This window comes from Martinezella paranaensis (assembly GCF_014200235.1).
Taxonomy (GTDB): domain Bacteria; phylum Pseudomonadota; class Alphaproteobacteria; order Rhizobiales; family Rhizobiaceae; genus Rhizobium; species Rhizobium paranaense.
In genome coordinates this window covers 1-22,806 of the sequence record NZ_JACHBI010000002.1, presented here as the reverse complement: position 1 = coordinate 22,806, position 22,806 = coordinate 1, and the positions used below count along the sequence as shown (strand labels likewise).

Annotated in this window: 28 protein-coding genes; 15 read left to right on the top strand and 13 right to left on the bottom strand. The window is 59.6% G+C overall.

Annotated elements, in window-relative coordinates:
* Nucleotide 1: 1 nt before the first annotated feature.
* The 3 genes from GGD50_RS06200 to GGD50_RS06190 all read right to left on the bottom strand — a co-directional run bounded on the left by GGD50_RS06200 (nt 2) and on the right by GGD50_RS06190 (nt 3,881).
* Nucleotides 2–1,360, bottom strand: a complete 1,359-nt coding sequence (locus GGD50_RS06200; RefSeq protein WP_107108933.1) for an NAD(P)-dependent oxidoreductase — start codon at nt 1,358–1,360, stop codon at nt 2–4.
* Between the two features lie 544 nt (nt 1,361–1,904).
* Nucleotides 1,905–2,861, bottom strand: a complete 957-nt coding sequence (locus GGD50_RS06195) for a sensor histidine kinase (RefSeq protein WP_181316102.1) — start codon at nt 2,859–2,861, stop codon at nt 1,905–1,907.
* Nucleotides 2,862–3,086: 225 nt separating this feature from the next.
* The gene (locus GGD50_RS06190) at nt 3,087–3,881 is read right to left on the bottom strand and encodes a response regulator (protein WP_107108931.1); all 795 of its coding nucleotides are present in this window, start codon (nt 3,879–3,881) and stop codon (nt 3,087–3,089) included.
* Between the two features lie 266 nt (nt 3,882–4,147).
* On the opposite strand from GGD50_RS06190, the gene GGD50_RS06185 reads away from it, so the two are divergent.
* Both GGD50_RS06185 and GGD50_RS06180 read left to right on the top strand, forming a co-directional pair.
* Nucleotides 4,148–4,354, top strand: coding sequence for a NepR family anti-sigma factor (locus GGD50_RS06185; protein WP_107108930.1), 207 nt, complete (start codon nt 4,148–4,150; stop codon nt 4,352–4,354).
* Nucleotides 4,355–4,366: 12 nt separating this feature from the next.
* Nucleotides 4,367–4,918, top strand: a complete 552-nt coding sequence (locus GGD50_RS06180; RefSeq protein WP_107108929.1) for an RNA polymerase sigma factor — start codon at nt 4,367–4,369, stop codon at nt 4,916–4,918.
* A gap of 134 nt (nt 4,919–5,052) precedes the next feature.
* Here the strand turns inward: GGD50_RS06180 and GGD50_RS06175 are convergent, their stop codons facing one another.
* The 7 genes from GGD50_RS06175 to hemP all read right to left on the bottom strand — a co-directional run bounded on the left by GGD50_RS06175 (nt 5,053) and on the right by hemP (nt 10,101).
* A complete protein-coding gene (locus GGD50_RS06175) occupies nt 5,053–5,457 on the bottom strand; it encodes a hypothetical protein (RefSeq protein ID WP_107108928.1) in 405 nt (134 codons plus the stop codon).
* A 9-nt stretch (nt 5,458–5,466) separates the two neighbouring features.
* Nucleotides 5,467–5,817: a DUF883 family protein gene (locus GGD50_RS06170; RefSeq protein ID WP_107109436.1), complete on the bottom strand. Its 351-nt coding sequence runs from the start codon at nt 5,815–5,817 to the stop codon at nt 5,467–5,469.
* A 179-nt stretch (nt 5,818–5,996) separates the two neighbouring features.
* Complete coding sequence (locus GGD50_RS06165) at nt 5,997–6,788, bottom strand: heme ABC transporter ATP-binding protein (RefSeq protein ID WP_107108927.1); 792 nt, start codon at nt 6,786–6,788, stop codon at nt 5,997–5,999.
* A 7-nt stretch (nt 6,789–6,795) separates the two neighbouring features.
* The gene (locus GGD50_RS06160; RefSeq protein ID WP_414124142.1) at nt 6,796–7,887 is read right to left on the bottom strand and encodes a FecCD family ABC transporter permease; all 1,092 of its coding nucleotides are present in this window, start codon (nt 7,885–7,887) and stop codon (nt 6,796–6,798) included.
* Between the two features lie 20 nt (nt 7,888–7,907).
* Nucleotides 7,908–8,840, bottom strand: a complete 933-nt coding sequence (locus GGD50_RS06155) for a heme/hemin ABC transporter substrate-binding protein (RefSeq protein WP_107108926.1) — start codon at nt 8,838–8,840, stop codon at nt 7,908–7,910.
* Between the two features lie 10 nt (nt 8,841–8,850).
* Entirely contained in the window at nt 8,851–9,918 is a 1,068-nt protein-coding gene (locus GGD50_RS06150) for a hemin-degrading factor (protein WP_107108925.1), read from the bottom strand.
* A gap of 9 nt (nt 9,919–9,927) precedes the next feature.
* A complete protein-coding gene (hemP, locus tag GGD50_RS06145) occupies nt 9,928–10,101 on the bottom strand; it encodes a hemin uptake protein HemP (RefSeq protein WP_107109434.1) in 174 nt (57 codons plus the stop codon).
* A gap of 186 nt (nt 10,102–10,287) precedes the next feature.
* Here hemP and GGD50_RS06140 point away from each other — a divergent pair, with 186 nt between their 5' ends.
* The 5 genes from GGD50_RS06140 (at nt 10,288) to hmuQ (ending at nt 13,151) form a co-directional block, all read left to right on the top strand.
* Complete coding sequence (locus GGD50_RS06140) at nt 10,288–10,734, top strand: hypothetical protein (RefSeq protein WP_107108924.1); 447 nt, start codon at nt 10,288–10,290, stop codon at nt 10,732–10,734.
* A gap of 4 nt (nt 10,735–10,738) precedes the next feature.
* Complete coding sequence (locus tag GGD50_RS06135; protein ID WP_107108923.1) at nt 10,739–12,022, top strand: energy transducer TonB; 1,284 nt, start codon at nt 10,739–10,741, stop codon at nt 12,020–12,022.
* A gap of 122 nt (nt 12,023–12,144) precedes the next feature.
* Nucleotides 12,145–12,543 (top strand): DUF2325 domain-containing protein, encoded by a 399-nt coding sequence (locus GGD50_RS06130; protein ID WP_107108922.1) that lies wholly within the window; start codon nt 12,145–12,147, stop codon nt 12,541–12,543.
* The gene (locus GGD50_RS06125) at nt 12,540–12,818 is read left to right on the top strand and encodes a hypothetical protein (protein WP_107108921.1); all 279 of its coding nucleotides are present in this window, start codon (nt 12,540–12,542) and stop codon (nt 12,816–12,818) included. The genes GGD50_RS06130 and GGD50_RS06125 overlap by 4 nt, the downstream gene beginning before the upstream one ends.
* Nucleotides 12,819–12,836: 18 nt before the next feature.
* Nucleotides 12,837–13,151 (top strand): heme-degrading protein HmuQ, encoded by a 315-nt coding sequence (hmuQ, locus tag GGD50_RS06120; protein ID WP_107108920.1) that lies wholly within the window; start codon nt 12,837–12,839, stop codon nt 13,149–13,151.
* Nucleotides 13,152–13,195: 44 nt separating this feature from the next.
* Here the strand turns inward: hmuQ and GGD50_RS06115 are convergent, their stop codons facing one another.
* The 3 genes from GGD50_RS06115 to GGD50_RS06105 form a co-directional block, all read right to left on the bottom strand.
* Nucleotides 13,196–13,573 carry a DUF423 domain-containing protein gene (locus GGD50_RS06115; protein WP_107109433.1) on the bottom strand — a complete coding sequence of 126 codons (378 nt, stop codon included), beginning with the start codon at nt 13,571–13,573 and terminating at the stop codon, nt 13,196–13,198.
* 8 nt (nt 13,574–13,581) lie between these two features.
* On the bottom strand, nt 13,582–13,971 hold the full coding sequence (locus GGD50_RS06110) for a group II truncated hemoglobin (RefSeq protein ID WP_107108919.1): 390 nt from the start codon (nt 13,969–13,971) through the stop codon (nt 13,582–13,584).
* A gap of 90 nt (nt 13,972–14,061) precedes the next feature.
* Nucleotides 14,062–15,105, bottom strand: coding sequence for a substrate-binding domain-containing protein (locus GGD50_RS06105; RefSeq protein ID WP_107108918.1), 1,044 nt, complete (start codon nt 15,103–15,105; stop codon nt 14,062–14,064).
* 133 nt (nt 15,106–15,238) lie between these two features.
* Here GGD50_RS06105 and GGD50_RS06100 point away from each other — a divergent pair, with 133 nt between their 5' ends.
* The 8 genes from GGD50_RS06100 to GGD50_RS06065 all read left to right on the top strand — a co-directional run bounded on the left by GGD50_RS06100 (nt 15,239) and on the right by GGD50_RS06065 (nt 22,714).
* Complete coding sequence (locus tag GGD50_RS06100) at nt 15,239–16,273, top strand: Gfo/Idh/MocA family protein (protein WP_107108917.1); 1,035 nt, start codon at nt 15,239–15,241, stop codon at nt 16,271–16,273.
* Nucleotides 16,274–16,286: 13 nt separating this feature from the next.
* Nucleotides 16,287–17,180 carry a sugar phosphate isomerase/epimerase family protein gene (locus tag GGD50_RS06095; RefSeq protein WP_107108916.1) on the top strand — a complete coding sequence of 298 codons (894 nt, stop codon included), beginning with the start codon at nt 16,287–16,289 and terminating at the stop codon, nt 17,178–17,180.
* 248 nt (nt 17,181–17,428) lie between these two features.
* Entirely contained in the window at nt 17,429–18,697 is a 1,269-nt protein-coding gene (locus GGD50_RS06090; protein ID WP_107108915.1) for an ABC transporter substrate-binding protein, read from the top strand.
* Between the two features lie 72 nt (nt 18,698–18,769).
* A complete protein-coding gene (locus GGD50_RS06085; protein ID WP_107108914.1) occupies nt 18,770–19,672 on the top strand; it encodes a carbohydrate ABC transporter permease in 903 nt (300 codons plus the stop codon).
* A 1-nt stretch (nt 19,673) separates the two neighbouring features.
* A complete protein-coding gene (locus GGD50_RS06080; protein WP_107108913.1) occupies nt 19,674–20,558 on the top strand; it encodes a carbohydrate ABC transporter permease in 885 nt (294 codons plus the stop codon).
* Between the two features lie 53 nt (nt 20,559–20,611).
* Complete coding sequence (locus GGD50_RS06075) at nt 20,612–21,712, top strand: ABC transporter ATP-binding protein (protein ID WP_107108912.1); 1,101 nt, start codon at nt 20,612–20,614, stop codon at nt 21,710–21,712.
* 78 nt (nt 21,713–21,790) lie between these two features.
* Nucleotides 21,791–22,354: a TetR/AcrR family transcriptional regulator gene (locus GGD50_RS06070; RefSeq protein WP_107108911.1), complete on the top strand. Its 564-nt coding sequence runs from the start codon at nt 21,791–21,793 to the stop codon at nt 22,352–22,354.
* A gap of 18 nt (nt 22,355–22,372) precedes the next feature.
* Complete coding sequence (locus GGD50_RS06065) at nt 22,373–22,714, top strand: SMR family transporter (RefSeq protein ID WP_107108910.1); 342 nt, start codon at nt 22,373–22,375, stop codon at nt 22,712–22,714.
* Nucleotides 22,715–22,806 lie beyond the last annotated feature (92 nt).

Genomic DNA, 22,806 nt, shown 5'->3' with positions numbered 1-22,806 from the left:
TTCAGGCGACTGCAGCGGCCGGCTTGGCGGCAGCGAGCGCACGGTTGATGGATTCGGCCGCGTCGCGACCCTGTGCAACAGCGGAGACCGTCAGGTCGTCGCCGCCGAGCACGCAGTCGCCGCCGGCCCAGATGCCCTCGAGCGAGGTCCGGCCTTCGCCGTCGATGGAGATGCGGCCGGATTCCATGCGCAACGCGCCTAATCCGGAGGCCTCGAATGTCTGGCCGATTGCCTTGAAGATCTGATCGGCGGCGATGACGCCGGTATCGCCGGTGCCGGTCAGCTTGCCGTCGCGCAATTCGGTATATTCGACTTCGATGCCGGCGACCTTGCCGTCCTTGTCGAGAATGCGCTTTGGCGCCAGCCAGTGGCGGATGATGACGCCCTTGGAGGCGGCGAGATCCTGCTCGTATTCCGAGGCGTTCATATTCTCCTTGCCGCGGCGATAACAGATCGTCACCTCTTCGGCGCCGAGCAGCTTTGCCTGCACGGCGGCATCAATCGCGGTCATGCCGCCGCCAAGGACGACGACGCGGCGGCCGATGGCGATGTCTGCCTTGTTCTTGGCCTGGCGCAGATCGGCGATATAGCCGACGGCATCGGCAACACCGTCGAGATCTTCGCCTTCGGCACGCAATGCGTTGACGCCGGCAAGGCCGAGGCCGAGGAAGACGGCATCATACTGCGACGAAAGATCGGCAAGGCTGAAATCGCGGCCGAGTGCCTGGCCGTTCTTCACTTCGATGCCGCCGATCGACAGCACGTAGTCGACTTCCTTCTGGGCGAAATCATCGACCGTCTTGTAGGTGGCGATGCCATATTCATTGAGGCCGCCGGCCTTTTGGCGGGCGTCGAAAATGGTGACGTCGTGGCCATTCACTGCGAGGCGGTGGGCGCAGGCGAGGCCGGCTGGACCGGCGCCAACGACAGCGATCTTCTTGCCGGTGGAGGCGGCCCGAGCGTAGAACTGCTTGTTCTCGGCCATCGCCGTGTCAGTGGCATAGCGCTGTAGGCGGCCGATTTCGACGGGGCGCTCTTCGGCAGTGTTGCGCACGCAAGCCTGCTCGCAGAGCTGTTCGGTGGGACAGACGCGGGCGCACATGCCGCCGAGGATGTTCTGGTCGAAGATCGTCTTGGCCGAGCCAATCGGATTGCCAGTCGAAATCTGCCGGATGAACAGCGGAATGTCGATGGAGGTCGGACAGGCCGTCATGCACGGCGCGTCATAGCAGAAATAACAGCGGTCGGCAGCGACCAAGGCCTCGTGACGATCAAGGCGCGGATGCAGATCGGAAAAGTTCGCATCATATTCGGCCGGCGTCAGCCTGCCTTTATGAATCCCAGTTTCCAGGCGTCCCATTGAAGTTCCCTCATTATAGTAAACAGCCAGTGGTATGAACGGTAACTCAGGATAAAAAATTTATCAAACGGTAAAATTTTGGAGCGTTCTGCCATTGTCAGCACAGGCAGCGCTGTCGCGATCATGCAGTGCTGCACCCAGTCGAGGGGTCTCCGCTAAACATATGGTTCGATTTTATTTTCGAGGAACGGATGCCGGCTGAGCGGAGCGCAAAGCGGTAAGCTTCCGAGTTCAGCGCGGCCTCAAAGGTCCGTTGGCGCCCATTTTTGACATTGGCGATAGATGCTGGAGAAAAAATCGAAATTTTTTTAAGAAAGATGGAACCAAGGTTCGGCGCCATCGTTAAGGAGGTGTCCTGGTGATGATCGCATCAACCGATGCACGCCCCCAAAACTCATCACCGGGCATCTACTCACGGTCCCCTCCCGATGAGTGAAAAGCAGCCAGTGCGCCGCCCTCGCGCTGGCTGTTTTCTTTTGTAGCTTTGCCTAGAGCGGGAAAGCGTTTCACGGAATCGCTTTCCCGCTCCGGACAGAAAACTGCTCTAGGACCGGCGCTTCAGGATTTCATATTCGGTTTCGGGTATTGTCAGGCGATAGCCGATGCTGTCGTCGTCGATGGCGAACTGGGCGCGTCCGTTCATGGATGTGGGCACGACCCGCTCCAGCACGGTGCGGCTGAAGCTGTTGTCCTCGAACTCATGATCGGCGGGGAAAAAGAAGCGCTCCGACCAAGCCACCTCGATCGCCTTCTTACCATCGAGTTCTGCTTCCTTGCAGTTCAGCGTGATGCTGGTGGCGCCGGCGGAGATGGCGCCATGCGAGGCGGAATTGACGATCAGCTCATGCAGGGCAAGCCCGAGATGCACTGCGGCATTCGGGGTGAGATGCGCATTGATGCCGTAGATCGGCATCGGCACTCCCGCATCGGGCCAGTAGGGGGCGAATTGCTTTTCGGCGAGTTCGAACAGATAGGCGCCGCGCCAGCTTGAATCGGTGATCAGGTCCTGCGAATTCGATAGGGATTGCAGGCGGCCGCGGAACTTGATCAGGAAATTGTCGAGCGACAGCGTATGACGCGCCGTCTGCGTCGCAATGCCCTGGATGATCGCCAGAAGGTTCTTGGAGCGATGCGACAGCTCGCGCAGCAGCGATTTCAATACTTTTTCGCGGTGGCGGCTCTCGGTGACCTCGGTGATGACGGAGAGCAGGCCCTGCGGCTTGCGCCCTCCGATGCGCTCGATCTTCAGCTCGTAAATGCGCACGCCATCGCCGGTCACGAACTCCACTTCGGCGCTGACGGGCTTGCCGCTTTCCAGCACGCCGCGTTTCAACCGAGACAGGTGTTCGCCATCCTTCTCGCCGAAGAGATGGATGTCCGTGCCGCCGATGATGAGGGACGGTTTCAGGTGATCGGGCAAGTTTTCCGCATAGCGGATCGCAAGGCTTGGGTCTTGAAAGAGGATCGAGATACCGGCGCTGCCCAGCGCCCGCTCCATCATAGCGACCTTGCCTTCAAAACTTAAAGGCGTGCCGGATAATGGTTCAGTCGTATTCACCGGCTTGCCTTTCACTCCAATTTCGAGAACCCTGCCGACAGGGTATTCTCAGCCGGAAGAACTCGATCCGGTTTATACAATCATTCGCTATAACAGTCGGTAAAGCGTCCCTAAGCAGCCGGAACGTCCGGTTGCTTTTTTTGTTCCGCGACAAAATGTCGATTCGGGTCAGGCGGCCACCTTTGTGGTTTCGTTAAAGAAAAGCGCCTGGCTGATCAGAGCTTTCACCATGTCGGGATTGAATGGCTTGGTCACAAGGAAGGTCGGCTCCGGCCGCTCGCCGGTCAGTAACCGCTCGGGGAAAGCGGTGATGAAAATGACCGGTATGCTCGACGTCTTGAGGATGTCATTGACAGCATCGATGCCGGAGCTGCCGTCGGCAAGCTGAATGTCGGCGAGCACCATGCTGGGATTGGTGGCATTGTGCAGGGCAACCGCCTCCGCATGGGTGCGGGCGATGCCGGTGACCCGATGCCCGAGGCTTTCCACCATCTGCTCGATATCCATCGCGATCAGCGGTTCATCCTCGATGATCATGATGTCTGTCGCGACTTGGCGTGAAATTTCCTGTGATGCCTTGTCGAGCAGATTCATGGCTTCGGTCTCCGTCACGTCGAGAATGTCGGCGATTTCGCCGAGACGGAAGTTTTCGACGGAGGCGAGCAGGAAGGCCTGGCGCGCGACCGGCGAAACCTTGGCGAGATTGACCGAAGCGCGCTGTTCCCACGCATAGGGCGAGGTCGGCTCGGGAATCTGGATCGCCGTGGAACCGAAGAGTTGAGTGAAGAGTTTATAGAGTGCAACGCGGTCGTTGGGCGTGTCTGGGAAGATGGAAAGATCGGCAATGATCGCTTCCAAAACCGCCGCGACATAGGCGTCACCCGATGTCTGTGTCCCGGTCAGCGCACGGGAATAGCGGCGCAAATAGGGAAGATGCGGCGCAATGCGTGTGGAAAGTGTCATCAATGGCTCCCGCCCTTTATCAATTCCTAATTGAAACACAGCCTCCAAGACTGCAATGACAAACAAACGCAAATTCAGTAAAAAAGTTCCTCGGCATCGGAACTTTTTTTGAGGAAAGACATTACCCTGCCGACGAACAGTAGGCTTCAACCTCTCCGAATTCGGGCCAAGAAGGGACGTGAGGAGGGCAGCGGCCTCCACATTGGGGTGCATAGAGGTACACCCCGAATCCATGAACGCAAGAAATGCGGAAGTGAGCAGGCTAAATGACCACCCAGAATCAAGAGGACGCGGACCGCAAACGGCCTGACGTGCGTGCTGTCGATATCCTCGATCCTAACAATCAAATCGGCAACCGGTTGCGCTCATTCTATGCTGCGGCGCAGGATGAGGCTATCCCGGATCGCTTGCTCGACCTGCTCGAGAAGCTGGATCAGGCCGAACGTTTGGCTTCCGCAAAAGTCTCCGATTAAGGAGGAAGCGTTATGGAACCGCAACCGAGCTTCAAGCGCGAACTCCTGGCTGCCCTACCGAGCCTGCGTGCCTTTGCCATTTCGTTGACCGGCCGCCACGACCGAGCCGATGATCTCGTGCAGGACACGATCATGAAGGCTTGGGCCAAGCAGGACCATTTCGAGATGGGCACCAATATGAAGGCCTGGCTCTTCACCATCCTGCGCAACGAACTCTACAGCCAGATGCGCAAGAGCGGCCGCGAGGTGCAGGACAGCGATGGCCTGTTCACGGAATCGATGGCGACGCATCCCGCGCAATACGGTGCGCTCGACCTGCAGGATTTCCGCAAGGCACTGGACCAATTGCCGCCCGATCAGCGCGAAGCCATCATCCTGGTCGGCGCGTCCGGTTTTTCCTATGAAGAAGCTGCCGAAATCTGCGGCTGCGCTGTCGGCACCATCAAGAGCCGGGTCAACCGCGCCCGCCAGCGTCTGCAGGAATTGCTGCAGATTTCCGGAGAAGCGGACTTCGGCCCGGACGCCACTTCAGCGCCTTTGACGTCCAAGGCGTTTGCCTTCTAAATCATGTGATCTGCATCCCTGTCGTCCGCGCCTGGTGGCGCGGGCACGGCAACATTTCTAGGCGTTGCCGGCGGCTCATGGGATTTGAACTGTTTGCGGTGATGTGCTGCAATACGGGCCTGATCAAGCCGCTCTCAATCATCTCGCCTCTTTGTGCCGATCAGATTGCCGAACACCAGCGCGGTAGCGATGGCAGCGGTCAGCAGCGGTTGCGACTTTGCAAGGCCGAGCGCCGCGACGGCCATTGATTCCAAGGCGGCGCGGCGTTCGCGGGCACGCCGTTCTTCCTGCCTGTCGATGATGACCATGATGACGAGAAGGATCAGGGCGAGCAGCAGCGCGCCGGCGGCAATCAGCAGCGCCGAAACGGCTAGACCATAGATCGTTGCCAGCCAGATAGCGGCCGCTATGAGGGCAAAGGCATAGGCCGTCAGAAGGAGGACAGTGGCGATACCGATGAAAACACCGTCGCGCTTTGTACGCGCAACGGTGCGGCTCAATGTGCCCGAGAGAAACAGGCCGAGGAGCGGAGCTAGCATTGCAGCTCCTTAGCGGCGTGACAGAAGCAGGGCGAACGCCAATCCGAAAGCTGCAGCAGCCCCGATGGTGGCAATGGGATGTTGGCGCACGGTCCTGCGCATTTCGCGCGTGCCCTTCGTATAGCCGTGCTGCAAGTCACGCAGCAAGTCTTCGCCACGAGCCGCCAAATCTTCGAACCCGGTCTCGGCGCGCGCGCGCATCGTCTTACTCTGGATAGCACTGTTTTCACCGACGATCTTGGCGAAAGCGGCAATTTCGTTGCGCAGATGCTGGATCTGCTCCTCAATGCTGGCTTCGAGGTCGTGCAGGCTGCCGCCATTCCGTTTAGCTCGCGCCGAATGGAGGATGGATGTTGCCATGGTCTTGCTCCCTTGCGTCGTTAGCGTCTTTGGCCTGGCGCTGCAAAGCTGCGCCGGCTTTTGCGATGAGCGAATGCTGCCAGACATATTGCGCTGATGATCGCGCAGAACATTGATCTGGATCACCGATCATCAACGCGGCGATGCAACGAAAAGTTCCGGATTTGACGAAAGGAAGGTCAGTCCGCCAGTGCGCTATGGGCGAGAACGAATGGGACGCCGTCGATGGGAACACGATTGACCCTTAGCGCGCAGCCAAAGACATCCTGTAAATGCCGGTCGGTTAGAACGTCCCCCACGGGACCCGCTGCCCGCGACCGCCCGTTCTTGAGCAGGACCATTTGGTCGGCGAAGAGCGCGGTCAGGTTGAGATCATGCATGACGGCGATGACGCCGCCGCCGCGCCGGCAGAATTGCCGGGCGAGCGTCATGATGGTCAGTTGGTGGCTGATGTCGAGACTGGAGACGGGCTCATCGAGAAGCAGCCAGCAGGGCTTACCGTCGACGATAGGCTCGGAAATTTGGCATAGAACCCGGGCGAGTTGGACGCGTTGTTGCTCCCCGCCGGAAAGCTCCTGATAGAAGCGCCCTTCGAAGCCGGCAAGATCGACGGAGGAGAGCGCCTCGGCAGCGATGCGATCGGCCTGTTCGGGATGGCTGTTGCGCCCGCTGGTCAGCCCCATACGGACAATTTCGCGAACGGTGAAAGGGAACGAGATGGCGCTTGCCTGGGGCAGCACGCCGCGCATTTCAGCCAGTTGCCAAGCCTGAAGGCTGCCGATCTCCGATGCGTTGAGGCGCACCGAACCCTGATAGGCGATTTCCCCCGAAATGGCCTTCATGATCGTCGTCTTGCCAGAGCCGTTCGGCCCGCAAATCGCCGTCAGCGCGCCGGCCTTGGCGGTGAAGCAAACATCCTGCACGACTGTCTTGCCGGAGAGCCGGACGGAAAGGTTCGAGACGTCGATCATCGGAACCTCACAGGCTGAGGCGCGAACGCTGCCGAAGCAGCATCCACAGGAAGAAAGGCCCGCCGACACCCGCGGTGATGATGCCGATCGGCAGTTCGGCCGGCGAGACGACGGTGCGGGCCACCACGTCGGCGATGATCAGCAGCGAACCGCCGAGCAGGGCGGAAGCCGGCAGCAGGAAGCGATGGTCCGGGCCGATTGCCGTGCGCAGGATATGCGGCACGATGATGCCGACGAAGCCGATGCCGCCGCTGACCGCGACGGAAGCGCCAACCGCGGCCGCAACGCTGACGATGGCAATATTCTTCAGCCGCTGCACAGCGACGCCCATATGGAAGGCTGCTGCTTCGCCGAGCGTCAGCGCATTGAGGCCGCGCGCCATGAAGGGCAGTGGTAGCATGGAAAGGACGATGATCGGTCCGGTGGCGGCGATCTTGGTCCAGGTCGCGCCGGCGAGCGATCCCATGCTCCAGAAGGTGAGATCGCGCAGTTGCCGGTCATCGGCCATATAGATCAGCAAGCCGGTCGCTGCCAGCGCCAGCGCGCCGAGCGCAATGCCGGCCAGCAGCATGGTCGCTATGGATGTCAGTCCCTGTCGCGTCGCCACTCTGTAGAGAAGTATGGTCGTGACGAGGCCGCCGACAAAGGCTGCGATCGGTAGAGAGAAGATGCCGAAGACATGTGCGACCGGCGCGAGGATGCCGCCGAGGACGATCATCCCCACTGCGCCGAGGCTGGAGCCGGCCGAAATGCCGATCAGGCCGGGATCGGCCAGCGGATTTCGGAACAGGCCCTGCATGACCGCGCCGGAGACTGCGAGCCCGCCACCGATCAGGAATCCGAGAATGGCGCGGGGCAGGCGGATATCGAAGATGATGATGCGGTCGCGGTTGCTCAGCGCATTGTCGGCGCCGCCGTTCACCATGCTGCCGATGACGTCGACGATCGAGGCATCGGATGCGCCGGTGGTGATCGAAAAAGCGAACGCAAGAAGGGCGGCGATGACGAGGCCGGTCAGCACGAAGAGGGAGAGTGCAGTGCGGTCGCCCTCGCGGTGGTGGCGGTCCCTTCGGTGCGACATGCGCTTCAGCCCCGGCATGACCTCGTTGAGCGCCACCCTCAGCCTCCGTAGATCGCGGCATTCAGCTCGCGCACGGCACCTGCGGTGCGCGGCCCGAAGCCGAGCAGATGCAGCCCATCCATGCGGACGATCGCCTTTTGGCTGGCCGCGGGTGTCAGCGAAATTGCCGGCTGCTTCAACAGGTCGTCGTCTTTCATCGACAGCGGACCTTCGCGATCCATGATGAGGATCACGTCGGGCTTTGCCTCGATGATCGCTTCGTCGGTCATTGGCTTGTAGCCTGAGAAATTGCCGACGGCATTGATGGCCCCGGCAAGCTTGATGATGCCCTCGGCGGCGGTATTGCTGCCGGAGGCGAGGATCTTGCCGTTCTGGTTGCTAAGGATGAAAAGCACACGTTTGCGTTCGGCCTGCGGGCGCTTCTCGGAGTCTGCAATTGCCGCATCGAGATCGGCGGCAACCTTGTCTTCCAGTGCCTTCGCCTTGTCGGGCACACCGAGCAGTGAGCCGACGACGTCGATTTTCTTCAGGATGCCGGCGCGGTCATAGGTCTGCGGCACTGTCTCGAAAGGTATGCTGGCATTGCGCAACACTGCCAAAGCCTCCGGCGGACCGGAACCGTCCACGGCAACGATGGCGGTCGGATTGACGGCGAGGATGCCCTCCGGCGACAGCGCCCGCATATAACCGACATCGGGCAACTTGGCTGCCGCCTCCGGATACGTGCTGGTGGAGTCGCGGGCGATCAGCCTGCTTTCCTCGCCGAGCGCATAGATGATTTCGGTGACGTCGCCGCCGACCGAAACGAGGCGGGATGTATCGATCTTCGGCGCTTCCGCAGCATGAGCGCGCTCGACCAGACCATAGCCGCCCTTGACCGGGCTCGCGGGAACAAGCGGCAGAGCCATCACCAGCGCGGTCAGCGCGATTTCCCACGGCTTGATGCGCTTGAGGTTCTTCAGCATCGTCATGGCTCGATCCTTACGCGGCGACGCTGGCGTCGGCCTTCGGCAGATTTTCGATGATGGCGCGCCAGTCGGGACGCTCGTCGAAGCCTTCCTTCCGCTTGCCGAAGAACTGGATGATCATCTCGCCTTTGGCGTTGTAGGCTTCGAGCGAGGTGACGTGACCGTCTTTCGTCGGCTTACGCACGGCCCAGGCCTCGGCGATGTGATCCTTGCGCAGATGCAGATGGAAGGTGGGGTCCATGATGTTGATCCACGGACCCATGGCCTGCACGTTGAAGATCGGGCCGGAATGAATCTGCACGATGCCGTCATTGGCGACGAAGCACATGATCGGCAGACCTTCGCGAACGGCGGTATGCATCATCTCGGCGACCGCGTTCGTCTCCAGTTTCCAGGCATAATCGTCGCCGACCGTGCGGATTGCCGCCTGGCGGCCGATCTTCAGCTTTTTCAGCATGCCGAAGAATTCATGCGTGTCCGTCATGCGGCTCCAGTGGTCGCGCAGTTCGTACCGGCTGACGTCGCCGTCGATCTCGCCGTTGTCATAGCCGGAGCGATCCTCGACAAAATCCTGCGACTGGTCTTCGAGCCGCAGTTCGGCGACCATGGCGTGATAGGCTTCGACATCCGAGGCGGGGCGCAGATGCACCTTATGAACGGCGTCGCCGGCCTTATCGAAGAACTGCAGGCTGAGCCGCTGCTGGTCGCCATCGGTCTTGATGACGGCGAAGGCATGCGCCCAGCGCTTCGGGAAGATGCGCAGGTCGATATTTTCGCCGAGCACGATGGCCGCCTGCGCGCCTGATTTGATGTTTTCGTAAGCCCCGATCTTTTCGTGCACCGCGCTTTCGTTGCGCGACAGCGCCAGGACTTCGCCGAGGGAAGCAATGTGGGCAAGGAACCGGTGGGCATCGGCATCGATGCGGGTAGCGGAAATGCCGACTTCAGCGGCGACTAGGGCCGCTTCGGAAACACCCAAGCGAGCCGCGATATCGCGCTCGCGCATTTTCGAATTTTCGGCGCGAAAGGCGCGAATATCGGCTGGGGCCAATCGGGTCGTTTCTCTGGTCGTCTCAGTCATCTGCAATGCCTATTTGTTGAGAATGAGTTTGCCTTGGCGCGTGATTTTCATCCGGTAGATGACGCCCTCGTGCCTGATCATGATTTCAGTCTGGCCACGAAAAATATCCGTGCTCTCGACAATTCTAATGTGCGGTGCGGCAGTCGGCGGCACCGGCTGTATTGGTGTTTTCTCAGCAATCATCCTGCTTGGTTTTGCCTGAAAATTCATAGGAAGCCGGGCTCTGCTCCGGCCAGATTTATCTTGACTCACATACTCAAGGTTTCCTAAAGACGCAATAGAAGACTTTGAGAGTCAAGTTTTAATTTTGGGCGATGAACGCGCGGCATTGATCCGCGCTCGCCAGCAAAGATTCAGGAGAGATTGCCGATGCCGACGAAGACGATTTTGGCGGTGGCTGCCGGCGGGCTGTTCACCATTGCCTCCTGCCTCCCGGCCTTCGCTCAGGATTCGACTGCGGCTTCGACGAACGCGCCGAAGCTCAATGTCGAACTGAACGCGCTCGTGCCGTCTCAGAAGGGCTGCATGATGACCTTCGTCGCGGAAAACGATCTGGCGACGCCGATCGGCAAGATCTCCTTCGAGCTCGCCTTCTTCAACGACAAGAACGCAGTCGACCGTGTGACCGTCCTCGATTTCCGCGACCTGCCGGTCGGCAAGAAGCGGGTGCGGCAATTCGATATGCCTGGGGTGAAGTGCGAGAGCGTCAGCCGCATCATCATCAATGACACGCCGGTGTGCGATGGTCCGGCGGCGGGCGAATGCAAAGCAGCGCTGACGACACGTTCGCAGCTCAACGTTCCTTTCGAAGGCTGAGATCATGGCCTCCCGCTCGGTCAAGGTTTCCATCGAGCGTCGCCGCACTGGCGGTGACATGAATGACAATTATCCGAGCGTCCTTCCAGGCCACGAGCTAACCGGCCTAGATGGCTTGCCGAGGCCGCCAGCCGCCGAGGCGGTTGTTCATTATAGCCGCTTTGCCCAAATTGGTTCCTTTCCCGCCCATCCTGCCGAGCCTGTGCCAGATGCGTCAGAGCCGCCCATCATGGAGCTGCCGGCGGAGAGACCGAACCAGGCTCTTTCGACGGGCAAGAGAACAGTCACCTTCGCCTGCCTCGGCTCCTTCCTTTTTCACGCCGCCATTGTCGCCGCTTTGCTGGTGACGATGGTTGCTGCGCCCGAAGATGCCGTGGAAGAGGCGGGCGATACCGTCAGCGTCATCATGCTCGGCAGCTCCGATATGGACCAGATGTCGGCAGGTGAGGAAAGCAAGGACCCGCAGCCCGAAGAGATAACGGCAGATGTCGTGCAGCCGGAGACGGTGCAGCCAGCCGACGTAAAGCTCGCAGAAACGGAAGCTGTTCAGCCGATGCCCAAGACCATGGAGGTAGCGCAGCCGTCGCAACCGCTGCAACAGGTGTCCCCGGAAACCGTCGTCAGCCCGGAACCGGAGGTGCTGGCGACTGAGTCTCCGGCCGAGACAACAGTGGTTCAGCCGATGACGGCAATGGCGCAGCCGACGGATGCGGAGCCTGCCGAAGTCCGGCCCGCGGAGCCCGTTGAAGTACAGCCGGCGGAAACCGCGCAAGCAGCCGTGCCACCTACCGAAGTGGTGACCCCGGTCGAAAAACCGGTTCAGCCAGCCAAACCGGTCGAAAAGCCGAAGGATATCGTCAAGAAGCAGCCGCCGGAGGTCGCAAAGAAGGCTGGCTCCGGCGGTGAGAGCGAGCAGGATTCGAAGAAGGGCTCTGCCGAAGGGACGGAAACGGTGCAGTCGAATGGGAATTCGCAGGCCGACGGCCAGCGCACGGGCTCGGGCAGTGCGGCAGTCGCCAACTATCCAGGCAAAGTGCAGTCCCGCATTCGCCGCGCCGTCCGCCTGTCTTCGAAATACGAAAAGGGCATAACGGTTCGTGTGCGTCTGACGATTGGTGCGAGCGGTGAACTCAGTTCACTTTCCGTAGCGCGGAGTTCCGGCATTCCTGAACTGGATGATGCCGTCACGGACGGTGTTCGCCGCGCCGCGCCGTTTCCGCCTCTGCCTCCGGAATGGGGCAAGCCTAGCTGGTCCTTCACGCAAGAGGTTCAGGTGACAGGACGATAGGTCGCAATAAAATATGACATAAATTATCAACTTTATACTTTACTGCAAAAATCAACTTTAATATGGTCCGCTTGCGCTCGCCGGAATCGAGCGCGCAAGAGCAACCAGCAAACGGGTGACGCATGGCGCGTAAGGGGAAAAGGGATTTTGGCCGCGATAGCCGCGAGGCGCAAACGCCGGCGCAGGTATCGGCAAGGTCCAGTCTCGACGGGCGCAGCTTCCTTTATGTCGGCGGCCGCGATTGCCAGGTCGCTCATCTTCGCCAGATCGCCAGCAACTTTGGCGCCGAGCTGATCCATCACGACGGGGGTTTGCGTGAAGCAGTGTCGCGCATCGACACCGTGCTGCCTTCCGTCGACTGCGTCTTCTGCCCGATCGACTGTATCAGCCACGATGCTTGCCTGCGGGTGAAGACCGGCTGCAAGAAATTCGGCAAGGCTTTCATACCTTTGCGCAACGGCAGCAAGTCGAGCCTCGAGCGGGCGCTGCAGACCATGAACGAACGAGACAATTCCCGATGACTGACAAAGGCCCTGACGGGTTCATGATGATCGGCCTGCATAAGCTGGCCTCGCAGAATGGCGACGGCCTAGTGCCGGAACTCTACGAGTTGCTGATGCGTCGCGCCGAAGAGCAGCGACAGGCTCCAAACGTGACGGCTTTTCCCTTTTGGCAAGCGCGGCTTCCAGGCGAAGCACCGGATGCGCCGCTCGGCATTTCTGCGCGCGACGGCACGAATGTCATTGCCTTTACACAACAGCCGGGCAAAACTGCCGAGCGCCGCAAGAAGGTTTGACCGCCGGGAGATCCAGCCATGTACATTGCGATGAACCGCTTCAAGGTGATCATCGGTTCGGAGAGCGCTTTTGAGGCCGTTTGGAAAGGCCGCGATTCACGGCTGGAAGAGGTCCCCGGTTTCGTGGAATTCCGCCTGCTGCGCGGCGGCACGAATGTGGAAGAGGGCTTTACGCTGTTTTCCTCGCACACGATCTGGCGCAGCGAAGAGGATTTCCTCAACTGGACGAAATCCGAGAATTTCCGCATGGCGCACCGCAATGCCGGGGATAACAAGGCGCTCTATTGGGGACCGCCTCGCTTCGAGGGATTCAATGTGGTTGCCGGGGTTTGACGGCGTCGCCATATATCAGTCAGGCGAGATGAGCCGCCGGTTCTTCAAGCTTCCGCCGCGGCTCTTTTAAAGAACGCGCCCAGAGCCACTACGGCCCATCCCGCTATCATACCGAGCCCTCCTGTGGGTGCGGCAAGCGGGAAAAGCGAATCGCCGCCGAAATGGCGGCTGACGAGATCGCCGGCAAAGATCAGTGTTCCCAACCCAAGCAGCACCGCCGCTACCGGCGCGGTGCGGATACGGTCGTATCCGGCGTGGAGCGCAAGCAGGGCAGGGGCATGTGCCAGGCACATGATCGAGGCAGACCCGAGAAAATGCGCATCACCGCCATGGGATGCCGCGGCTGCGAGCGCGACACCGGCGCCGCCGAGAATGCCGGCAATAAACAGGGTGAGTGGACGGATTGGGGCGCTGAAGCTCATGTCTTTTGTCATTCCCGGTTCTGCATGTGAAAGGCAAGGCGCTCGATCGGCTCCCAGATGATGGCCCGAAGCTTCTCGTTTTCGATGGTTTCGTCCATGGCGCGGCGGAAGCAGAGCAACCATTCGTCTCGCTCTTTTGGGCCGATAGCGGCGATGAAATGGCGGCTACGCAGGCGCGGATGGCCGCGTTTTTCGATATAGAGCTGCGGTCCGCCGAGATAGCCGGTCAGATATTCGTAGAGTTTCTCGCTGGAGCCTTCGAGGCTTGGCGGATGCACGGCGCGGCAGTTCGCTGCTTCCGGCAGCGTATCCATCAGGTCATAGAAACGCGCTGTCAGCGCCCGCACGGTCCGATCGCCGCCGATTGCCTGGTAAAGTGTGATGGTCTCTTCGCTCAAATGCCGGCCCCTTTTTGCGATGTCCTACATGGCAACTGACAGGCTGTGCCGCAACCGTCGACGCGGCCGGTGCGGCGTTTCGGCGCTGCTTTATTTTTTGGTCCCTAGCTCGAAAGCGTCGCTTTCCCCAGGCATGAGTTCGAGCGGCCAGATCGTCTGGCGCGTCTTCCCGGGGTATTCCTCGCTGTAGGCGGGCATGCCGGAAAGCAGGATCTCCGCCAGCTCGACGCCAAGATCATGCAGCGAGGTGCGAAAGCAAGTGAGTGGCGGCTGCAGGAATTTGGCACGCGGCGCCTCGCGAAAGCCTACGACGGCGATGTCTCGCCCGGGAATGATGCCGGATTCCATTACGCGCCGGTAGAAGCCAATGGCCATCAATTCGTAGATCAGGATGACGGCCGTTGGCCTGTCTTCGAGGCGCAACAGCTCATCGGCAACCTGATAGCCGCCCTGTTCGCTCGATTTGGCGCGTATGACCAGGGCCGGGTCATGGATGATGCCATGCCGTTCCAGCGCCCGGCGATAGCCCTCCACAAAAACGAAACCGAGATTGATATCGCTGGAGGGCGCGCTGATGGCGATACGGCGGTGCCCATGCGCCACGAGGCGGTCGACTGCGCTGTTGACGACACCATCAAAATCCAGATCGATCCAGGAGGCGTTGCCGTCCGAAAGGCTGCGGCCAAGCGCTACGAAAGGGATTTTCGTCTTGGCGAGCAAATCGAAACGCTTGTCGACGCGTTGCGTCTCCGAAATGATCAGCGCATCGACGATGCGTCTTGCCACCATCCGCTTCAGATATTCATAGGGATCTTCATCATGCGGGCAGGGCAACATGACCAGATCGAGTTTGTGGCGCGAGAATACACTCTGCAGCCCGCCCGTGACGGTCAGGAAGAAATTGTCGCTGTTTTCAACGGTTTCCCTGCTGGATTGAATCATCAGGCCGATGACATTCGTCGTGCCCTGCCGAAGGCTGCGGCCTGATTGGTTCGCCACATAGCCAAGCTGTTCTGCTGCGGCGAGCACGCGCTTGCGGGTCTCTTCATTGACATCCGGCTTGCCGTTTAGCGCCCGCGACACCGTGCCGATCGAGATATCGAGATGTTCGGCAAGCTGACGGATTCCCTTCATAGACTGCGATTTTCCTTCCTGCGGCAATTTCCGGTCTCCCTCTATTGACACAGTAAAATCTTTTCGCATAGGATCGTAAACGTTTACGGGACGTGTGTCACGAGGAGTTTGGCGCCGTTCGCTGGAGGAAATCGTGAAATTTAACGCCATTCTGTGCGGGTGCGGAGCTATGTCCAAGGGCTGGCTCAGGGCCATCGCCTCGACCCCGGCGCTTGCCGAATCCATTCAGATCGTCGGTCTGGTCGATCTCAATCGAGCGACCGCTGAAGGCCTCGCGAAAGAGTTCTCTCTCGAGAATGCCGTGATCGGCTCGGATCTGGCCGAGGTCATTGCCGCGACGAAGGCCGATCTGGTGTTCGATGTCGTCATCCCCGCCGCCCGTTTCGGCGTCGTTTCGACCGCGCTGAAGGCTGGCTGCCATGTGTTGAGCGAAAAGCCGATGGCAACCTCGCTGGCCGAGGGCGCTGCCCTTATCGATCTCGCCACCGAGACCGGCAAGGTGCATGCCATCATCCAGAACCGCCGCTTCATCTCTGGCGTGCGCCGCATGCGCCGTTTCGTAGAGGAGGGGGCGATCGGCGAGCTCACCGGCATCCATTGCGATTTCTTCCTCGGCCCGCATTTTGGCGGGTTCCGTGAGGAGATGGACAATGTGCTTCTGCTCGACATGGCCATCCATACGTTCGATGCCGCCCGTTTCGTTGCCGGCAAGACGCCGCTTTCAGTCTATTGCGTGGAGAAAAATCCCGCGGGCTCCTGGTACAGGCACGGCGCGTCGGCGCATGCGCTATTCGAATTTTCCGACGATGTCGTCTTCAGCTATCGCGGCTCCTGGTGTGCCGAAGGCAAGCGCACGAGCTGGGAGAGCCAATGGCGGATTACTGGCAGCAGGGGCATGCTGACCTGGGACGGCGAAGAGCATTTCGAAGCTTCCGTTGCCGGCCGTGAGCCCGGCCTGCTGCACGGTTTTACCCCAATCGAAGTCCCCGGTCCCGAGCATGATGAGGAGACACATGGGCATGCCAGCGTTATCGCGTCGTTCATCGAGGCGGTGAAAACAGGCGAGCGGCCGGAAACCGATAGCCGCGACAACATCCACAGCCTCGCCATGGTCCTCGGTGCGATCGAAAGCGCCAAATCGGGCCGACGTATCGACATTTCAGCATAAGGACAGTGAGATCATGACAAATCCGGCAAAGGCCATCCGCATTGGCACGATGATCAGGGCGACCAACGAAGATGCCGCCGCGGGCATTGCCAAGATCGCCGATCTCGGCTTCGAAAGCTTCGAACCCTTCTTCTGGCAGACGACCAACGGCCAGAACCTTGCGGAACTCGGCAAGCGCTGCCTCGATGCGATCGGCAGCCGCGACATCACCATTTCGTCGATCGGCATGTTCGGCAATCCGCTCGAAGGCACCGAGCTTGACCAGCAGACACTGCAGGGCTGGAAGGATTGCATCGACAATGCCCATCATTTTGGCGCGACCTGCGTTGCGGGCTTCACCGGCCGCATCCGTAACAAGCCGCTCACTGACAGCCTGCCGCGCTACAAGCAGGTCTGGAGCGAGCTTGCCAAGCGCGCCGCCGACAAGGGCATCAAGATTGCGTTTGAGAATTGCGCCATGGACGGCAATTGGGCGACCGGCGACTGGAACATCGCACACAACCCGGATGCCTGGGAGCTGATGTTCAACGAGACCCCGGACGACAATCTCGGCTTGGAATGGGAGCCGTGCCATCAAATGGTCTATCTGATCGAGCCGCTGCCGCAGATTCGCAAATGGGCGAAGAAGATTTTCCACGTCCATGGCAAGGATGCGACCATCCGCTGGGACGTCATCAGGGAACACGGCATTTTCGGCAAGGAGAAGTTCGTCTTCATGCGCACGCCGGGTTTTGGCGACAGCAATTGGACGGATATCATCTCCGAATTGCGTCTCGCCGGCTGGTCCGGTTCGATCGACATCGAAGGCTGGCACGATCCGGTCTATCGCGATGAGCTGGAAATGACTGGCCAGATCCATGGCCTGAACTATCTCAAGAAGAGTCGCGGCGGCGAATTCGTCGAATAGCGCGCAGTCGCCTAAATCCGGATCGATTTAGGGGAGGAGTTGTGCGCTAATTCGGGACGCTGGAGCGGCTCTCTATAACGCTTCAGCCTAGCCCGGGCGTCGAAACGGAGGAGCGTTGCGAGGTCGAAGGACTGTTTGCCGGGCTCAGGTGGCGGACAGACATAAAGCCAAGAGGAAAACGCCGATCGGCATCGCGAGCCATGCCATCGGGCGGGTACCGTCACGGTTCGCAAAGTGGAGGAGAATATATGAACATGTTTTCGAAGCTGGCGATCACGGCCGGCATGTCGCTCCTGTTGGCTGCCGGCGTGGCGCAAGCCCAGAGCAAGACATTTAACGTCTGGTGGTTCGAGTTGCCGGACACGCCTCAGGCCAAGGCCTGGACCAAGGCTCTTGAAACGCTCAAGGCCAAGCATCCGGATATCACCATCAATTTCGAACAGAAGACCTTCGAGCAATTGCAGAAGGCAGGCAGTCTTATCCTCAATTCGGATCAGGCTCCGGACCTTCTCGAATACAACAAGGGCAATGCCACGGCCGGTCTCGTCGCGTCTCAAGGCCTGCTGACGCCACTTGACGACCAATTCAAGTCGCGCGGCTGGGACAAGATCCTCAACGAAACCAACACCCAGCTCAGCAAATATGATGCCAACGGCATTTACGGTTCAGGCCCGATGATCGGTGTTCCGACCTATGCCGAATTCGTCTCGGTCTTCTATAATATCGATATGTTCCAGGCCAACGGCGTGAAAGTGCCGACCACGCTGGAGGAATTCGAAGCCGCTCTCGACACCTTCAAGAAGAAGGGCATTACGCCGCTTGCCTATGGCACGGTGGATTCCAACGCGCAGCACCTGCTTTATACGCTGGCCCTGACGCAAGCCGACGACACCTGGGTCAAGAACTATCAGGGCCTCAAGGCACCGCTCGACACCAAACCCTTCCTGTTCGCCGCACAGAAGATCGTCGACTGGGTGAGCAAGGGCTATATCTCCAAGGATTCGACCGGCCTCAAGGGCACGGGCGGTGCCGACAACCTGTTCTCCTCCGGTAAATCGCCAATGTTTGTCAGCGGTACCTGGAACAATGGCAATTTCGCGACCAATATCAAGAACTTCAAGTGGAGTCAGTTCGTCTTCCCGACACCGAAATACAGCACCGGTTCGACCGGCAACCTGTTCATGGTGCCGAAGAGCTCCAAGAACAAGGATCTCGCCTACGAATTCATCGATCTGGTGCTAGGCAAGGAGAACCAGAATCTGGACGCCAATCTCGGCGGCGTCGCCATCGCCGCTGATCCGGCCGTGATCACCGACGAGGTCGGCAAGCGCAATGTCGAGCTCTTCAGCCAGATTTCCGGCAAGGGCGGTCTTGGCCTCTATCCGGACTGGCCGGTGCCGGGCTACTACGAGCTTCTCATCCAGGCGACCACCGGTCTGGTGAACGGCTCGACGACGCCCGACCAATTCGTCGCGCGCCTGAAGAAGGCCTATGACGACGTGCAGGCGGCTCAATAAAACCATCGGCAACAATTCACGGCGGCGGGACGGCTTCAAAGCCGCCTCGCTGTATCGAACTGGAGGAATTTGATGGAGAAGTCGCAGAACGCCGGGAGAGCAGGGTACTATCTTTATATAATCCCAGGCATGCTGGGATTTACCCTGGTGGTGCTCGTTCCGTTGATCGCCAACTTCGTGATCAGCTTTACCACCTGGAAAGGTGGAAACATTGCACCGCGCTATGTCGGACTTGAGAACTACCAGAGGCTGCTCGCCGATACGGTGTTCTGGAGTTCGATCCAGCACACGGTTCTGTTCATCATTTCGATGACGATCGTGCCCATTCTGCTTGGATTGGTTCTGGCGGCGGTTCTGTTCGACTATATCAGCGCGCAGTTTAGCGAGACTTGGTCGAGTTTCTTTCGCGCTGGCTTCTATCTGCCGCAGATTTTGCCGCTGACGGCCGCCGGCGTTCTCTGGGCGTGGATCCTCAACCCGGTCGGTATCATCAATGCGGTGCTGAAAGGGATTGGCCTCGATTTCCTGGCGAAGAATTGGCTGGGGGACGCAAGCTTTGCACTCTGGGCCGTGTCCGCCGTTATCGTCTGGGTCCAGGTCGGCTATTGCCTCGTCGTGTTCATGTCCGGATTGGCGCGCGTCGATCCCTCGCTCTATGAAGCTGCCGAACTCGACAACGCGAGCTGGTTCGGGCGTTTCCGCTACATCACGATCCCCATGCTCATGCCCGAGATTTTTGTCGTCGCCCTTACGACGCTGATCGCGGCCCTCAAGGTCTTCGCGCCGATCTATGTTCTGACGTCGGGCGGCCCCGACAACGCGACGACGGTGCCGTCCTATCTGTCCTACTATCATTTCTTCACGACAAACCGCGTCGGCTATGCAGCGGCGATCGCGACCTTGCAGACCGTGATGACGATCGTGCTCGGCATCCTCTTCCTACGCATGCAGTCGAAACAAGAGGGAGGGCGCTGACATGACGACCACGGTGTCGCTTTCGACTGAAGTTGCATCGGAAATGCATGTGCATCATGGCCAGAAGAAGGGCTTTGCCCGCTGGGTCGTCCTGGCTATCCTGCTCATTCTTCTTGCTGCCACGCTCTTTCCATTCCTGCTGGCGGCTTTGAATGCCATCAAGACGCCGGCGGACTATGCGGCCAATGGTCCGCTTGCCCTACCGCATAGTTTCGACCTGACAGCGCTCAAGAACTTCTGGACGACTGTCGATTTCACCCGCAAGCTCCTTAACAGCATTCTGATCAGCGGATGCACGGCCATCTTGGCCGTGGTCCTCAGCCTGCTCAATGCCTATGCCATCGGCATCGGGCGCGTGCGGGGCGGGAAAGCATTGCTGGTGATCCTACTGATTTCCATCATGGCCCCGCAGGAGGCGCTGGTTTACCCGCTCTACTATATGGCCAAGCAGACCGGTTTGTTCGACTCGATGCTCGCCGTCATCCTGATCTTCGGCGTCTTGCACACCGCGTTCGGGACTTATCTTTTGTCATCGGTGCTGACGACGTTCCCGCGCGAGATCATTGAGGCTGCGCAGCTTGACAATGCGAGCCGATGGCAAATCCTTTGGAAGGTGATCGTGCCGGTGCTGCGGCCGACGCTTGCCGTGCTGGCAACCTTCTTCTTCATCTGGACCTGGAATGAGTTCCTGATTCCCCTGGTTTTCCTGGTCTCCAACAATAATCAGACAGTCTCCGTTGCCATGGGCGTGTTGTCGGGCGCCAATACGCAGGACCCGACCGCGATTGCTGCGGCGTCGTTGCTCGGCGTCACGCCGACGGTGATCTTCTTCCTGATTTTCCAGCGCACGCTGACGCGTGGCGTAGCCGTTGGTGCTGTCAAATAGACCGAGGGAAAAGGCAGGTCTGACAAGGTTCAATTCTCCTGGAGGAGGAAAAAGTGGCAGGTATCAACATCAAATCCCTCAGCAAGCATTTCGGTGCGGTGCAGGTTCTCAACGACATAGACCTGACGATAGAGCGGGGAGAGTTTGTCGTGTTCCTGGGCGGGTCGGGTTGCGGCAAGTCCACCTTGCTGCGGATGATTGCCGGGCTGGAATCGATTACGAGCGGCGAGATCTGGATCGGCGGCAAGCGCGTCGACCAGCTTCCGCCGGGCGAGCGCGGCGTGTCGATGGTGTTCCAGTCCTACGCGCTTTATCCGCATATGACGGTTCGCGACAACATGTCGTTCGGCCTCAGGAACATCAAGACGCCGAAGGCAGAGATCCAGAAGCGCATCGATGCAGCCGCCAAGATATTGGAAATGCCGCATCTGCTCGACCGCAAGCCGTCCGAACTTTCCGGCGGGCAGCGCCAACGTGTCGCCATCGGCCGCGCCATCGTGCGGGAACCCGAGGTCTTCCTGTTCGACGAGCCGCTGTCCAACCTCGATGCCGGTCTGCGCACCCGCACGCGTGTCGAGCTTGCTCAATTGCATGAGCGACTGGGCGCGACGATGGTCTTCGTCACCCACGACCAGGTCGAGGCGATGACGCTCGCCGACCGGATCGTATTGCTGAACAACAAGAAGATCGAACAGGTGGCAACACCTGTGGAGATCTATACGCGTCCGGCAACGCGCTACGTCGCTCAGTTTGTCGGCTCCCCGGGCATGAACTTCGTTGGTGTGGCCGATGTCGGCGAAGCCGGCGGCTTTGCGACGGCGACCTTGCCGGATGGATCTGTCATCAAGACGGCCATTCCGCTGAATGGTATCATGCGGTCCGAACTGACGCTCGGCATCCGGCCCGAATATCTGGTGGTCACGACGGCGGAGAAGGGCGATATTGCCGGCACCGTCGAGACGGTGGAGAGATTGGGCGACCGCTCGCTCGTCCATGTCAGGCTGAAGGACGGCTCGAAGATCATCGGAACCGATCCGGGCATGACCACCATCGCCACGGGGGCGCCGATCGCCTTTGCCGTCAACAGCGCCAAGCTGACGATCTTCGACCAGAACGATGTCGCGCATCATTCCGCGATCGAGGGAACGCACTAACAGCCAGAATAACCGCGGGCGGCGGCCCCCACCAAACTTATCATTGACGAAACCGTCTAATTGGTATGTTATGTTGGCATGTCTGACGCGCACCACAGAAAGAAGCAGCCTTTGCTCGTCCGCCAGCAGTTGCTGGAGGTTGCTGCACGGCTGGCTTCGGAGAAGGGGATGACGGCGGTGACGCTGGATGCAGTTTCCGGCGCTTCCGGGGTCAGCAAAGGCGGGCTGCTGCACCATTTTCCCAACAAGAATACGCTTCTGGAGGCATTGTTCGATAGTCTGCTCGAGCGCCTGGACGGGGCAATCGAAGAGGCGATGCGCGCCGATCCGTTGCCGCACGGACGTTTTACGCGCGGCTATCTCCGGGCCTGCCTCGCGCTTCGCGATCAGCCGCAGGAAACGAGGGATTGGGCGCAGGTGACGATGGTGCTGCTCAGCGAGCCGCACTTGCGGCAGCGCTGGCGCGATTGGGTGCGCGAACGCAGCGAGGAATATGTCGGCACGGACTCTTCGGCGGATGCCGCGATCGTGCGTCTGGCGACCGATGGGATCTGGCTTGCCGACCTGCTCGGCAGCCATGAGATGGATGAGAGCGCCCGCGAGAAGCTGGTCGACCGGCTCATCGAACTCACGCAGCTTTAAAAATTAAGGAAGACCGTAATGGCGAATGCATCCGTCTATGCGATGCTGCTGGTGGCGATTGTGCTGGAGGTGATTGGCACGACGGCGTTGCAGATGTCGCAGCAGTTTACCCGCCTCGGTCCTTCGATCGTGCTTGTCCTATGTTATGTCGGCGCCTTCTATTTCCTGTCGCTGACGCTGCGTGTCATCCCGGTCGGCATCGCTTATGCCATCTGGAGCGCGCTGGGTATCGTGCTGATCTCTGCCGTCGGCTTGGTGTTTTTTCGCCAGAAGCTGGATTTGGCCGCTATTATCGGCCTCGGACTGATCATCGCCGGGGTGCTCGTGGTCAATCTTTTTTCGAAATCCGTGTCGCATTAGGCTGAAAACCCAATCATATAGTTGATTATATATTGTCTTTCTGATTCAATCTAGCTGTTTGAAGGAGATTGGATCATGGCAGGGGAATTCTG